Below are 14,529 nucleotides of genomic sequence, written 5' to 3'. Positions count from 1 at the left end.
GATACATAGCTTAAAACCAGCTTATATTAGAGCTAAGGTCATAAACTAGACCTGAGAAACCCTTTCCAACAGCATCACCAACTTTACCTGCAGCATAACCAGCCCCCAAGCCTACACCTATAAGAATTACCCAGCCAACTGGACCCATTGCAATTGCTATTCCTACCCCTGCGGTTATAGTCGTACCGCCAACATAGGCTCCTGCAGCTGTCCCTAAACCAAAACCTGTAGCTTCCCTTACTGCACTGCGCTGCCAGTCTTTACCTGCTTTGTAATCGTCATAAACGCTATCAGCTCGAAGACCAGCATCAATCGCAATAACAAACTTTCCTGCAATGTTGGATCCTTGCTCTAATTTACGTAAGTGCTGTATGTTAGCTAAAGAAGTTAATTGCAAGGGAGCTGAACTTCTTGCGCTTCTTGCTGTATCTATGCCTCGTTGCGCATTAGACCAGATATTACCCCGTGCAGATGCTTTCACTTTGCCTTTGAATTTAACCATTTCTCTTTTAAATTCAGTGTTTAACTCTAGATGGGCTTGCTTAGCTTTGTTACCTAGTTTGATTAATTCTAATTTAGGTTGCTTGTTCTGCGATGCTTTTCTAATTTCAATTAAGCTAGTTTGGTATTTTAGAATCGCTTTTCCAAATGTACTTAATCTCACTTGGCTTGACTCTAATGAAGTAAGTGCTGCGCCAGTGGCAGTCAAGGTATCAAGATTTCTTCCAAGAACTTGTTGACTCGTTAAACCTCTTACTTTATCAACATATGGAGATATTTCCGCATCGTATAGCGCGGCAATAGCCAAAGCATCTTCATCACCGAAGTTGTTTACTATAGTACTGACATTTCTCTTTGTATGCTCAGGCCAAGACACCGTATTATCAAGTGCACAAGCTATGTCAGGACGAGAGCGCCTGAAATCACTCATATCCCCAGATTGTGGAGTTCTTAAAATGAACGGGGTTCCTTGAGGTATAAAGTTACCTATAATATGAGGGTTATCCTCTCTAAATCGCTTTAATTGCTCTAAGTCATTACTGTTAAAAGGTAAACTTGCTCGACTTTTCGTATTGAAACATAAATCAAATTGAGACATGACATTTCCTTGTATCTAAAATTAATCCATCAGGCCGCAAAAATAACACACTTGAAATGTTGAAATCAATAATACAGCGTGTTCAGCTATTATTTGTAATGATTGATGTATGTGAAAAATAGTATTAATGCAAAGTGATATTCAGTGAATCATCGTTTAATAAAACAAGATGCATTTTATTTAGATCACTAACCTCTACTTAATAGCTGCTAAATACGCTAAAATTACAGGCTACTTTTTAACAATAAGCCCGAATAAATATGACCTCAGCCGCAAGCCCTAGTACTTTTAACGATCTTGGCCTTATTCCAGAGCTACAAGCTCGTTTGTCTGATCTTGAATACTCGCAACCTACGCCGATTCAGACAAAAGCAATTCCAAGTATCTTGGCGGGGAGTGACTTAATTGCGGGGGCAAATACCGGCTCAGGTAAAACAGCAACCTTTGCTTTGCCTATGCTACAAACGCTATTTTTAGCGCAAGGTGCTAATAAAGCGCCGAGCAAAGGCAACTTTGTAACAGGGCTTATTTTGGTACCTACTCGCGAGCTGGCAGTGCAGGTAGCCGATAGTGTTAAATCGTATTCTGCTAACTTTAATGGCGCCATTAAAACGGTGGCGGTATTTGGTGGTGTGTCGGTTAATACCCAAATGCAGGCACTACGTGGTGGTGCCGATATTATCGTGGCAACCCCAGGGCGTTTACTCGACTTAATATCAAGCAATGCTATTAAGCTTGATAAAGTTTCAACCTTAGTGCTTGATGAAGCTGATCGCATGTTAAGCCTTGGCTTTACCGAAGAGCTTGCAGAGCTGTTGGCATTAATGCCAGCTAAAAAGCAAACCATGTTGTTTTCAGCGACGTTCCCAGAGCAAGTCACACAATTAACACAAAAGCTGTTAACCAATCCTGTTGAAATACAAGTTCAAAGCAAAGACGAAAGCACTTTAGTACAGCGTGTATTTACGGTTAATAAAGGTGAAAAAACCACGGTTTTGGCGCATTTAATTAAGCAGCATAAATGGCGCCAAGCGCTGATTTTTGTCAACGCTAAAAAAGACTGTGAGCACTTAGCCAGCAAGCTTGAAAAGCGCGGCGTGAATGCACAAGTATTCCATGGTGATAAAGGCCAAAGTGAGCGTACTCGCGTAATAGAAAAGTTTAAAAATGGCGAAATAGAAGTACTAATAGCCACGGATATTGCCGCCCGTGGTTTAGACATTGCCAAACTGCCAGTAGTGATTAACTTTAACTTACCGCGTAGCCCTGCTGATTACATGCATCGTATTGGCCGAAGCGGCCGTGCCGGTGAAGTAGGCCTAGCGTTATCGTTAATTGATTATGAAGACTTTCATCACTTTAGAATTATTGAAAAGAAAAACAAACTACGTTTAGAGCGCGAAGAGGTTACAGGCTTTGCAGTAAATCAAGCCAACCTTGATGCCGCACAAGCACTTAAAAATGATAAGCCAATGGCAAAGCCTGAAGGTACCGGTAAGAAAAAGAAGAAAAACAAAGCCAACCAAGAAGATGACGTATGGAGCGGCTGGAGAAAAAGATAAGCCTTAATACATATAAGTCATTAAACTCGAATTATTAAAAACCCTGCAAATTTGCAGGGTTTTTTTATTAGCTAATATTGCTAAGCAGCAAATTAAAACTTAGAAGGTGCTGGTGGCACCACTAAAGGTTGCTTAGGGTTTTCTTTAAGCTCCTTTAATAACTCTTGTACAGCACGCTCTATTGATGGGTCTTGGCCTTTATAAATAAGCTCAGGACGATCGATTACTTTAATATCTGGTGCAACACCTTCGTTTTCTATGATCCAGTTACCTTTTGTATCTAAAATACGGAATGTAGCAGCAATTACTTGCCCGCCGTCTACAAGGCTTGGGTTACCAGAAATACCAATTAAACCACCCCATGTACGGGTACCAATTAGCTTACCTAGACCAGCTTGGCGGAAGTAGTAAGGAATTGCGTCACCACCAGAACTTGAATAGCCATTTATTAGCATGGCTTTAGGACCATTGTGTGCAAACTGCGGTGTTTTAGTTGGCTCTACACCACGGCGTTTCCAATAGTTAAGCGGTTTACGCGCAAGCCAGGTGATCATATGCTCAGGAATAAAACCGCCGCCATTGTAACGGTCATCAATAATCATGGCGTCTTTGGTTGTTTGCGGCATGTAGTTTTTAAACATGGCGCGGTTACCCTCATAGGCTGTATTTGGCAGGTGCACATAGCCAATACGCCCACTTGATAGCTTATCAACGTAGGCTGCACGCGAATTAACCCAGTCTAAATAACGTAGGCCTTGCTCACTTGCTATCGGTTTTACAGTTATTTGCCATGCGCCTTTGCTACGCGGCTTGTTGTTTAGCACTAACTCTACTTGCTCACCTTGGGTGTTTTCAAGTAGTTCGTAAAAGTTAGCAACGTCTTTTACCGAGCGGCCATTTACCGCAATAATGTAATCGCCGTTATGTGCTTTTACGCCTGTAGTGCCAAGCGGTGAACGGAAATCGTCATGCCAGTTTTCACCTTTAAAGATTTGTTCTATTTTTACATAACCAGATGGGTCGCTTGCAAGCTTAGCGCCTAATAAACCATGGTTTTTACGCTCTGCTTTAGGCATATCACCCGACTGCACATAAATATGGCCAGAGTTAATTTCACCGGCAATTTCGCTAAGAACATAATCAAGGTCGCTACGATGGCTAATGGCATCAGCCATAGGTTGGTACTTTGCTAAAATAGCATCCCAATCTTGACCGTGGTGGTTTTCATCGTAGAACCAGTCACGCAGTGTACGCCAACCCTCAACATACATTTGTTGCCACTCTGCTTGCGGATTAATTTTAAGCGTCATTTTGCTTAAATCGAGCTTATTTGCGTCTAGGTCTTGTTTTGGCTTAGGTTCAATTAAGCTGTAACCGCCACCTGTATGTACAAGTAGGTGTTCGCTATTGCTTGAAATAGTGTAATTACTAACGCCTTTGGCGACTGTTTCTAGCTCACTGTTGTGATCGGTGCCTATTAGCTGTAAACCGCCATTAGCAAGAGTCAGTACGCCGTCTTTTACTGCGGTTAAGCTACGGTAATCGCCCGCTGGGGCATTAAGTGCGGTAACACGTTGCATAAAGTCATTGCTTTGCAGTGCATTTTTAACTTTTTTGTCGTCTTCTTTTTCATCTTCTTTATCTTGGACAATCGTGGCTTCGTCACTTTGTAAGGCAATAAGCGGTTTAACACTATCGTTTACTGCAGCTGCATAAATACGAGTTGCACGATTAAACATGTAATCAAACTCGTAGCTACTAAATGCCAGATTAAAGTCGCGCTCTGAGCTAAAGTAAAGGTATTGACCATCAGGCGAAAAAGTAGGGTTTTGCTCATTACTCATTTCGTCTGTTAAGCGCGTTACCTTTTTCTTTTTAAGGTTGTAGTGCCATAGCGAGGCATAACGGTTTTCGTTATTTTTAACAAATACAATGTCTTGGCTGTTAGGCGACCAAGTATATTGAGTAATGCCATCTTCGTCGTAAATACCGGTATCAATTTTGTGTTGCTTGCCCGATTTTGCATCTAACCACCAAAGTGTGTTGTTTTTATCTGAAAACAACAATTTAGAGCTATCTGGTGACCAAATGGGCGTAAAGCGCCAAATAGTGCCATTGCTAGTGAGTTGCTTAATAGCATTATTTTTACTGCGATCTTTTAAGTAAATTTCGTACTCGCCGCTTTCATCGCTCATGTAGGCTATGTAGCGCCCATTTGGTGACCAGCTTGCATCTATTTCGCGGCTTTTATCTGTGTAAGATAAGTTGCGTGTAGGCCCTTGTTTAATTGGTACACTAAACAGCTCACCACGGGCAGTAAATACAGCGCGTTTACCATCGTGAGAGAGCGACATAGAATCAATAAAATCGCTAACATTTTTGCTATACGGCATTGCGTATTGGCGCACGCCAGCAATGTTAATGCTTAGCTTAGCGCTTTTTTGTGTTTTTGCGTCAAAGCGATATAAATAACCGCCGTTTTCATAAACAATCGCATTTGGGCCAGCTGAAGGCCAAAGTACGTCAAAGTTTTTATAGTTGGTAAGTTTTTTTGGTTCGCTGCCTTTACGGTACTGGTAAAGGTTTAGCGTGTAATCACGGTCAGACACAAAGTAAATATCGTCACCGACCCAAGTTGGTTGCTGGTCGGTTGCACGGTTTGTAGTTAGTTGTTCTGAGGTGTTTTTTTCTAAATCATAAATCCATACATCTTGCGCACGACCACCACGAGTACGTTTCCACGTACGAAACTCTCGGTCAATTGGCGTATAAACATACTTGCTGCCATCTGGAGATAGCATGCCGCCACCAGTTTCTGGAATCGCTAATGGCTGTTCAAGTCCGCCATCTGCAGGAACCATGTAAGGGCGGCCCATACGTTTCCCCCATGGTGTGCGGTTAGCTCTAAATACCACATTTTTACCATCGGCGGTCCAATCTAAAACGCGGTAATCAAAACCTCCACGCGGTGGCATTGGGCCAACGTCATTATAATAAGTAAGTTGCTTTAGGTTTGAACCGTCACTGTTGATCACATAAATTTGTCGGCTACCGTTATACTCGGCTGAAAATGCAATGCGCTTACCGTCAGGGGAAAACTTAGGAAATGTTTCAAAGCCAATATGGTCGGTTAAGCGTTTGCTTTCGCCTGTTTGCGTATTCGCAATATAAATATCGCCACTGTAGACAAAGGTAACGGTTTGGTTATGGATATCAGGAAATCGGAGTAAACGAGTGTCTTTAGTCTCATAGGCCGATACACCCGGCGCGATTGCTGCAGCCAAGGCAAGAGCCAATGTTGTTAGTTTTTTCATGGAATTACGTCCTATATTAATAGCTATCCCATCATAACAATAAGGTGCAAAATAGCGATGCACTTACGATAAAAGGTCTGTTACAAAATGTGAATAAAAAAGGTTGGCAAAAAGCGCCAACCTTTAAGTAAATACGGATATGAAATTAATGTTCGTGTTCTTTTTCTGCAATACCTAACCAAGTGATAGCCGCTGGTGGGAATGTAAGTTCTAACTCGCCTTCAATCTCTAAGTCTTCTAAGTGTACTTGCACAACGTGTTGGGCTATTGGGTCGGCTACGTAAGCAAACTGACCATTTTGCGCTACTGTCATACTAAACTTCATGCCTTCAGGCATAGTTGTTACGTCTTCTTGCGTGATATCAACTTGACCTGCTAGCTCCCAGTGTATGTGATCGTCGTGCGCATGCGCCTCAAGCACATTTAAAAAGCCTAGGCTGTCTAAAACTAAAAAGTGCTCGCCATTCGCTGAGAAAGAGTAAGAAACAGCGCTTGCGCCATCGGCTAGTTGCCATTCAAATTCTTCCATTTCAGCTTTCGCAGGATTTATACTCACAATCACAGCAGGGCCGCCGCCGTGACCAGATGCAACACCAATAAAGGTTTCGCTGCCCTCATGGCCGTATATACTACCAATGCGTAAGTCGCCGACGGCATCAATATTTGCTACTTTTTCAGCGTGGTATTCGTCATCATGCTGGTGGGCTAATAGCACACCGTCACTACAGCCGAACGCTACGTAATCATAATTTTGTGCTGCGCCGTGCAAATCAGGGCATGTTAACTCTAACGTTTGTTCAAGTTCGTATTCGCCATCATGAAAGTGATAAACCCCCACTTGATCCGGTAGAACTTTAGCGATTGATGAGCTCTGTGCATCATCGCGACGAATGGTCGCTAATAAATGCTCTCCACGAGGTTCTGCTACACCATGCATATTAATGTCGTAACTAATACCAGGTAAGGTCGCTGTTGCGTTTGTTATGTCGTTATCTGTTAATACTTTAACAGACGCAGTTGTGCCTGATGCTGCATCACCATCGTAAAATACCGCTAATTTACCATCGTGCTTTACCAAGTGAGTAGGGCGACTGCCGCTAGTTAGCTCATAACTGCTAAACTCAGGGCTTTGTTCGTAATCATGAAGGTGTGCGCCGTGATCTTCACGCCATAAGCCACCGTCTATAAAGCCGAGGTAATCTTGAGCGCGGCTAGCAATCACGGCATAACGAAAGTCAGGCGACGACGATAGCGTGTTTGAATCATTAGTAAGAGTAAATGTATCAAGAAGCTCATTGTCGTCTAAGTCGAAAAAGTTCGCTTCGTTGCTATCGCCAGCAAGTATCGCAAGCCTACCTAATGAATCAATAGTGTATTCATCACCGTGGTCGCCACCATCGCCATGATCGTGGCCGTCATCAGGTACTTCTATTGGGTCTTTTTCAACAATGTTTGTTTCTGCATCACCACAAGCGGTGATTAATGTGCTGCTTATTGCCAGTGCAATTAATTTTAATTTGAATAGTTTAGTCATGATAATTTCCTTTATTTATAATTTTTTAGTGCTTAAAAGTAACCGCGAATACCTAGTGCAAAGCTACGACCTGGACGTGGCGCTATATTCTTTAAAAATGAGCTATGCACGCGCGCTTCTGTGTCTGTTAAGTTAGTGCCTCGTAGGTACACAGACACATCTTGATTTAGCACTGATAAGTCATATGAAACGCTGGCATCAAGTATTGTGTAGCCGTTTGTGGTTGTTTCTTCTGGCGCGGTACGGTCTTGTTCTTGATAACGAGTTACGTGAAGGTGCGCACTCAGCTTATTTGTTTGGTAGCTAAACTCAGTACCAAAACGTAGCGGTGGTGTGCGTGGTAAATCGCCACCGTCTTTAAGGCGGGCGCGAACGTAATCTGAGAATAAATCAACTTTAAACTCATCGGTTAACTGCCATGCAAATTGGGCTTCAAAGCCATGCAAAATTACGTCATCTGTTTTAAATAAATAAACTGGGAGTTCAGATGAGTGATCATGCTCGTCACCGTGGTCATGATTATGCTCATCACCATGGTCGTGGCCGCTTTCGGCGTATAGGCCTGTGTCGATTTGGTAATAATAATTGTCGACTTGGTTGTAGAAAGCATTAAGAATGAAACCGATATCACCTTGGGTTTTACGAAACGTTAAATCAATATTGTTTGCTGTTTCTAGGTCAAGCGCTTGCTCAGATAAACCAAAATGTCCGTCTTCATGAATATCAAATAGTGCGCCTACTTCATAAGTACCAGTTCCAATGTGAGGGCCGAATGATAATAGCTCAGACACCGAAGGAGCGCGCTCAGAACGAGATACCGATAAACCCAAGTTGTAACTAGGTGCAAAATCCCACACGACACCTGTTGATAAACTTACAGGAGTGAATTCTTGTTCTACGTCAAATACGCGAGTATTGCCGGCATGTTCTTCATGAGCATGATCGTCATGAACACCTGTGTCATTGTGTGCGTGTGCATCAATGTTAGGTAGTAACACGTTATCAGCATCGATGGTTACCCGTTCAACTCGGCCACCTAATTGCACTAAAAAGTCACCAAAGTGTTTTTCTTCCATCAGTGCTATAGCAAAGCTTTGTGTTTGTGACGGTGGTGTGAAGGCCTCAGAGCCTTGCGCTTCAACATCACTGTGTTTGTAATGAAAGCTCAAACCACCATTCCACTGCGCAAACGGGTTATGCATTAAGTCTACGCGTAACTCATTGGTTTCATTTTCAAACGTGGTACCCACTGCGCCATGTTCAATTTCAGCATGTTTGTAATCTGTAAAACCTGCGCGCAGGTTTACTCTATTAAGCCATTTGTTATCAAGGTTATATTCACCTAGCAACTGCACTTTAGTTTGCTCTAAGTCGGCATATACGCTTTCCTCAGCGCTATTAACATCTTCGCCACCATGGGTGTGGCCTGGAATGCCGTATTGACGATTAAATTGCTCAATAGCTATACCTACAAAACCTTGGTCAAATAGATAGCTAGTACCTAAGGTAAAGCCGTCAGACTCTTCATTACTATTTGCAACGGTGTAATCGCCACTATGTTCTTCATGGTTATGGTCATCATGGGCTAATTCAGCGGCCACGGGTATTTCATAGTCATCGGCTTCACGCCAAAAGGCGTCGGCATAAAATGCAAAAGAATCAGTTCCTGTAGTGGCGTTAAACGAGGCTACTTTTTGATTATCAACAGAGTTGTGCTCAAGGTTCCATTCGCCGCGAGTTGTGCTGTCGGTAGGCACCCGATTATCAACTACATTAACCACACCACCAATGGCGCCGCTGCCATAAAATAATGTGGCAGGGCCACGTAATACTTCGATTTGTTTTGCGGTTGATGCCTCTGATGCAACGGAGTGATCAGGGCCAACGCGCGAAACATCACTGACATCAAGACCATTTTGAGTAATTAGAACACGCGGCCCACTTAAGCCACGAATAATAGGTGTACTGGCTACTTTTGCATGAAAGTTAGTATTAACCCCCGGGAGTTTTTCAAGGCTATCGCCAAGGGTTGCAGCTTGCTGCCGTCTTAATTGTTCGCCAGATAACACGCTAACGGGAGACGCGGATTCCATTGCCGACATGTGAATAGGCGTCGCTTCAATATCAATTACTTCAATGGGTGAACGTTCTAAGTTAAAGGTAATTGATTGGCTTTTATCATCACTAAATGTGATATCTCGATGCAGATGGGCATAACCAGGGGCGGTAATATGAAGTTCTTTTAAACCACTTTTTAAATCAGTTATTACGAACTTACCGCTTGCATCTGTTACTGCTGTTATATCTGAGCCTTCAACTTCTACAGTTGCGTTGGTCACAACTTTACCTTGGTTGTTTAGAACAACACCTTCGATGGTATTTGCAAGCGCATTTGTTGGTAGTAGGGCTGCTATAAACAAAGCTAATTGAGATTTTCGTGTCATTTGAATTCCTTTGCGAATGTTATATTGTATCAATTGTGCTTGAAATGTTATATTGTATCAATAGTTAATTAACTAAAAATCACTCAGGATATATAATTTGGCTGCTTCATCTACATAATTTAAATTAAATTTATTTAAATTCAGTGCTTTAAGTGTTTCTGTCATTGTTTAGGTGTTGTTCGTGGGGGATCTGTTTGCTGTAAAGCAAAAGTTAGTTGTTACATTTATTTAGCTCTAGTTAATAAATTTTTAGGTAAAACCACAGCGGAGGCATTGAGCAACAAGGATGGCAAAGTTAAAACATCAGCCCACTACATTAGAGTGGGTAATATGAATAAGCAGCAATTTAAAGAGATGATGGGTTTTGCGATAAAAAGATGTGAAGCCTTTGAAAAAAAATTAACGCCAAAACGTCAGCAGGTATTTGAAATTCTATTGAAAGCAAATAAACCTTTGTCTGCTTATGAGTTAACAGATCAATTTAATAAGCAAATAAATACACCGATTTTGGCAATGTCCGTTTATCGGATATTAGGTTTTTTAGAGTCGGTAGGTCTGGTACATAGATTAAAGTTAGAAAATAAGTTTATACCGTGCAGTCACGTTAATGCTGATAGAGAGCATCAACTATCGATGTTTTTAATTTGTAGCTCTTGTAATAAAGCAAGTGAGGTGAATGACCTTAACAATTCGGTTAAATCTTTGTTTAGGGAACTGAAAATGAAAGGGTTTACGCCAGCAACTTCGCAATTAGAAATCTCAGGTGTTTGTTTTGGGTGCCAGCAAAGTACCGCTAACACAATTAAAAAGAAGGATAAATAATGAAGCTGACTCAAACGACAGCAGACAAGTTTGCCATTGGGCTTTCGTTAATGTGCACGGTGCATTGTTTTGCAACACCGGTTATTTTAGCGCTGTTGCCAAGCTTTGCTGTACTACAAATAAATGGTGAACAGTTTCACTTATGGGTTCTTGCTGCAGTATTACCAACAAGCTTATTAGCTTTGAGCTTAGGCTGTAAAAAGCACAAACGTACACGTTATATGGCGTGTGGAGTTGTTGGTTTAGCTTTTTTGATAATTGCAGTATTGCTAGGTCAAGAAGAGGCCGAAAAAGCACTCACTTTAATTGGCTCCGCTTTTATCGCATTAGCCCATTGGTTTAACTACCAACAGTGTTTTAAAAAAAATAACGAAAAATGCCGCTGTTCAGGTGATAAATCAGACCAACTTGTTTAACACTGCCAGTGTTAAACATAGCGACTATGTGGCATTGTAATTATAAATATCGTTTTTTAGGTAAACTAATTTAGTGAATACTGCTTTAAAGCTTTTGCTGTTACTTTGTGTTTTCATCTGTTTTAAATTAAGCGCAAATACCCCTTACGAAATCCCTAGAAGCAGTGTTATTGAACTCACCGATCCTGCTACCAAGCGGGTGTACCCTACTTTTATTCAGCTACCTAAGTCATATGCAAAGGAGCCTAATAAAACATATCCAGTTATTTACTTAACCGATGCGCCGTACACGTTTCCTATAGTGGCAGGGGCTACACGGTTTCCTATGAATAGCGGCAAAATGCAACAGGCTATTATTGTGGCGATTGGCTATGAAAAAGACTCGAGAGGATCTAATAGTCGAATTAGGGATTACACACCGACTCAGGCTCAAAATTGGAAGAAGCAAACGGGTAATGCCAAAGGGCACGTTACGTTTTTGCAAAGCACAGTATTTACTTTTATCGAAAAAAATTACCGAGCAAGCAATACGCAAAGAACGTATATAGGTAACTCGCTAGGCGGCTTATTTGGCGCGACTATTTTATTTATAGCACCTGATTTATTTAGCAATTATATTATTGGCAGCCCGTCAGTTTGGTTTGATAACAATGCACTGCTAGCGTTAAAAGTGAATAAGCCCCAAATGCCAATAAAGGTTTATGTATCTGTTGGGGCAAAGGAAACTCGAGCCTTTGGTGAAGGGCAAAATATGGTTGAAGGCGCAGCGCAACTTGTGCAAAAAATTAACGCGCTTAATAGTGATAATATAAAATTAAAAAGTGTTGTTATTGAGGGAGCGCAGCATGCAACCGCATTCCCAACCACAGCAATACAAGGGCTCGATTGGGTATTGGGAACCAGTCAATAAGCTCGAAAGGGATTCTCGATACTTTTGTAATTAAATAAATGATATTAAAGCGCTTCAATATCGCTTTTCCACTTTACCAGCGCTGCTATGAATTCGGGGCCAATACCACAGCAGCCGCCAATAATTGTTGCGCCTAGGCTATGCCATTGCTTTGCAAACGCTACATACTCAGCGGGTGATAAGTCGCGGTAACCTTGCGAGCCTTCATTGGCTTTATAATCGCTGGCAATAGGGGTAAAGCCATTCGCAAAGGCTCCTAAATCAACATTTTTATTCTGCTGTTTTAGTACGCGATTAGTGTCGCGTAGCGCTTGTTCAATAACCTCAGGGATAGAGCAGTTAAAGAATATGCCCGCTATATTATGTTCGAGTAATGCTAAGATAGCGTCGGATACTAATTCACCAGAGCGCAATGTCGCTTGTTCGCTTACTTCATCATTTAAGGTAAATGCGTAATAACATGGTTTGTTTGAATTCTTAAGCACCCTTGCCATAACCCGCGCTTCTTCAATGTTTGATATGGTTTCACCAATCCAAACATCGACATATTCGTCTTGTGCTTTATACAGGGTATTTAAAATAGTAAATGCGCGATCACTTTGGAAAAAATCAGCACGATACGAGCTAAAGGCAGGAGGCAGTGAGCCGGCAACGAGTACCGTTTGCTTTGCGTTTTGAGCCACCTTTTTTGCAATAACCGCTGCCTGCTCAGCAAGCGCAGCACCTTGTGCTTGGTAAAGCGTTTCACCTAAGTGAAAAGGTACACAGGCATAGCTGTTAACGGTAATTATTTCAGCCCCCGCATTTATAAAAGCTTGATGCGCTTGAGTTACGCATTGTGGTGCTTCTATTAAAGCTTGTGCACTCCAAAGTGGCTGTGAAAATGGCGCGCCCATGCGTTTAAGTTCACGCCCCATACCGCCATCTAATATTATTAACTTGCTCATAATGGACTTCTATACGTCTAAATAATTAAAGCTATTCAAACATACTTTTTGAAAATTCATAATGAAACTTCATCAGGTTGAGTATGAAAAAAGTTCAACATGTTAAAGCTGTTTTTAAAAGGCACAAAAAAAGCGACTACCCAAAGGTGTCGCTTTGTTTTAATAAGGCTTAGCTTACTTATAAAAGGCTTCTACAGTGCCTTTTACTTTCATAAGTAATGGCTGACCACGACGGTCTAGCGCTTTAGGCGCTGCTACTTTAATCCAACCTTCGCTGATGCAGTATTCTTCAACGTCAAAACGCTCTTTACCGTTAAGTGTAATACCGATTTCATGCTCAAATACTTCTTCTACATAAAATTTGCTACGTGGGTTGATAGACAGTTGATTTGGTAATTCTGGTTTGTTTGTATCAGTCATATTGGTGATCTGCGTTGAATTAATTATGCGCTATTGTAGGCAATAGCTGGCTTATGCTCAAGCACGACATTCATAAACTGAGCGGCTTTTAGTTTTATCGTTATATGTTTGAGCTTATTGCCTCAGCGGTGCTGTGAGCCAGCTCTATAAAAGCGGCTGTTGCGGCACTTTGGTAAGCATCTTGTCGCTGTAATAACACAGCGGTACGTTTTAATAATGAAGGTGCAAGAGTAATGGCAACTAACTCTTCGTGTTTACTCGCTATGTTAGAGGGAAGCAAAGTAGCTAGTTGTGTATGGCGCACTATTTCAATAACGGCACTGAGTGAATTGGCTTCCATAAGTACATTAGGCTGCACCTTGTGTTGGCGACAATGACGTTCAATTTGTTCGCGAGTTGCAAACTCATTACTGAGCAGCACCAGTGATTGTTCATTTAAAGTGCTCAGGTCAATACGGTGTTTGCTAGCTAAAGCATGGTGTTTATTTACTACTAAAGCGAGTGTCTCTTGTAATAAAGTTTGGGCGTGTATGTCTGCACTATGGTTGCCTTCAAAGGCTATACCTACATCAAACTCATCATCTAACAAACGATTTTCCATGCGTTCTTGCGACATTTCTTCCATGCTTAAGGTGATGTTGGGGTAGTGCTGATGAAATGCGTTGACTAATGGCCCAATAAAATAAGTAGTAAACGTCGGCGTAATAGTCACTCGCAATGACCCCCGGCTGAGGTTTTGTACATCATGAATCGCCCGCTTACCTTCTTCTAAATCCTGCAAGGCTCTGTGTGCATAACGAGCATATACCTCACCTGCATCAGTTAATTTTACGCTGCGCCCTGAGCGGTCAAATAAAGGTGCACCGAGGGTTTCTTCAAGCTGTTTAATTTGTTGCGACAACGCAGGTTGAGACACATATAAGGATGCTGCTGCTTTGGTAAAGTTTTTGTGTTTGGCAACGGCCAAAAAGTAATTGATGTGGCGAAGTATCATAGCTAACTATAAGTATTTCTTATCGGTATCATAATATACCAGTCTTTTACCTTATTAAAAAGCGGGC

The 14,529-nt window shown here is 41.7% G+C and carries 11 protein-coding genes; 4 read left to right on the top strand and 7 right to left on the bottom strand.

All coding sequences use genetic code 11. The annotated features are described in order from the left end of the window. Positions 1-10: 10 nt before the first annotated feature. Positions 11-1,099 (bottom strand): hypothetical protein, encoded by a 1,089-nt coding sequence (locus ABZP26_RS16255; protein ID WP_096038860.1) that lies wholly within the window; start codon positions 1,097-1,099, stop codon positions 11-13. A 260-nt stretch (positions 1,100-1,359) separates the two neighbouring features. On the opposite strand from ABZP26_RS16255, the gene ABZP26_RS16250 reads away from it, so the two are divergent. Further along, a complete protein-coding gene (locus ABZP26_RS16250; protein ID WP_368485174.1) occupies positions 1,360-2,661 on the top strand; it encodes a DEAD/DEAH box helicase in 1,302 nt (433 codons plus the stop codon). 92 nt (positions 2,662-2,753) lie between these two features. On the opposite strand, the gene ABZP26_RS16245 is transcribed toward ABZP26_RS16250, so the two are convergent. The 3 genes from ABZP26_RS16245 to ABZP26_RS16235 all read right to left on the bottom strand — a co-directional run bounded on the left by ABZP26_RS16245 (position 2,754) and on the right by ABZP26_RS16235 (position 9,953). Beyond that, positions 2,754-5,975: a S41 family peptidase gene (locus ABZP26_RS16245; RefSeq protein ID WP_368485173.1), complete on the bottom strand. Its 3,222-nt coding sequence runs from the start codon at positions 5,973-5,975 to the stop codon at positions 2,754-2,756. Between the two features lie 145 nt (positions 5,976-6,120). Further along, positions 6,121-7,509 (bottom strand): 5-methyltetrahydrofolate--homocysteine methyltransferase, encoded by a 1,389-nt coding sequence (locus tag ABZP26_RS16240; RefSeq protein ID WP_368485172.1) that lies wholly within the window; start codon positions 7,507-7,509, stop codon positions 6,121-6,123. 32 nt (positions 7,510-7,541) lie between these two features. Beyond that, the gene (locus tag ABZP26_RS16235; protein ID WP_368485171.1) at positions 7,542-9,953 is read right to left on the bottom strand and encodes a TonB-dependent receptor; all 2,412 of its coding nucleotides are present in this window, start codon (positions 9,951-9,953) and stop codon (positions 7,542-7,544) included. Between the two features lie 330 nt (positions 9,954-10,283). On the opposite strand from ABZP26_RS16235, the gene ABZP26_RS16230 reads away from it, so the two are divergent. The 3 genes from ABZP26_RS16230 (at position 10,284) to ABZP26_RS16220 (ending at position 12,101) form a co-directional block, all read left to right on the top strand. After that, positions 10,284-10,775: a Fur family transcriptional regulator gene (locus ABZP26_RS16230; protein ID WP_368485170.1), complete on the top strand. Its 492-nt coding sequence runs from the start codon at positions 10,284-10,286 to the stop codon at positions 10,773-10,775. Beyond that, the gene (locus ABZP26_RS16225) at positions 10,775-11,191 is read left to right on the top strand and encodes a MerC domain-containing protein (protein WP_033103579.1); all 417 of its coding nucleotides are present in this window, start codon (positions 10,775-10,777) and stop codon (positions 11,189-11,191) included. Before ABZP26_RS16230 ends, ABZP26_RS16225 begins: the two co-directional genes overlap by 1 nt. Positions 11,192-11,264: 73 nt before the next feature. Next, positions 11,265-12,101, top strand: a complete 837-nt coding sequence (locus tag ABZP26_RS16220; protein ID WP_368485169.1) for an alpha/beta hydrolase — start codon at positions 11,265-11,267, stop codon at positions 12,099-12,101. A 44-nt stretch (positions 12,102-12,145) separates the two neighbouring features. On the opposite strand, the gene ABZP26_RS16215 is transcribed toward ABZP26_RS16220, so the two are convergent. The 3 genes from ABZP26_RS16215 to cynR all read right to left on the bottom strand — a co-directional run bounded on the left by ABZP26_RS16215 (position 12,146) and on the right by cynR (position 14,462). Next, positions 12,146-13,048 carry a homocysteine S-methyltransferase family protein gene (locus ABZP26_RS16215; RefSeq protein WP_368485168.1) on the bottom strand — a complete coding sequence of 301 codons (903 nt, stop codon included), beginning with the start codon at positions 13,046-13,048 and terminating at the stop codon, positions 12,146-12,148. 174 nt (positions 13,049-13,222) lie between these two features. Next, a complete protein-coding gene (locus ABZP26_RS16210) occupies positions 13,223-13,468 on the bottom strand; it encodes a DUF3297 family protein (protein ID WP_008112798.1) in 246 nt (81 codons plus the stop codon). A 100-nt stretch (positions 13,469-13,568) separates the two neighbouring features. Next, positions 13,569-14,462: a transcriptional regulator CynR gene (gene cynR, locus ABZP26_RS16205; protein ID WP_368485167.1), complete on the bottom strand. Its 894-nt coding sequence runs from the start codon at positions 14,460-14,462 to the stop codon at positions 13,569-13,571. Between the last annotated feature and the right edge of the window lie 67 nt (positions 14,463-14,529).

Origin of the sequence: Pseudoalteromonas sp. SD03, assembly GCF_040937955.1 — a bacterium.
GTDB classification, from domain to species: Bacteria; Pseudomonadota; Gammaproteobacteria; order Enterobacterales; family Alteromonadaceae; genus Pseudoalteromonas; species Pseudoalteromonas tetraodonis.
Note: the sequence above shows the minus strand (reverse complement) of the source record. Positions and strands in the feature narration are given on the sequence as shown.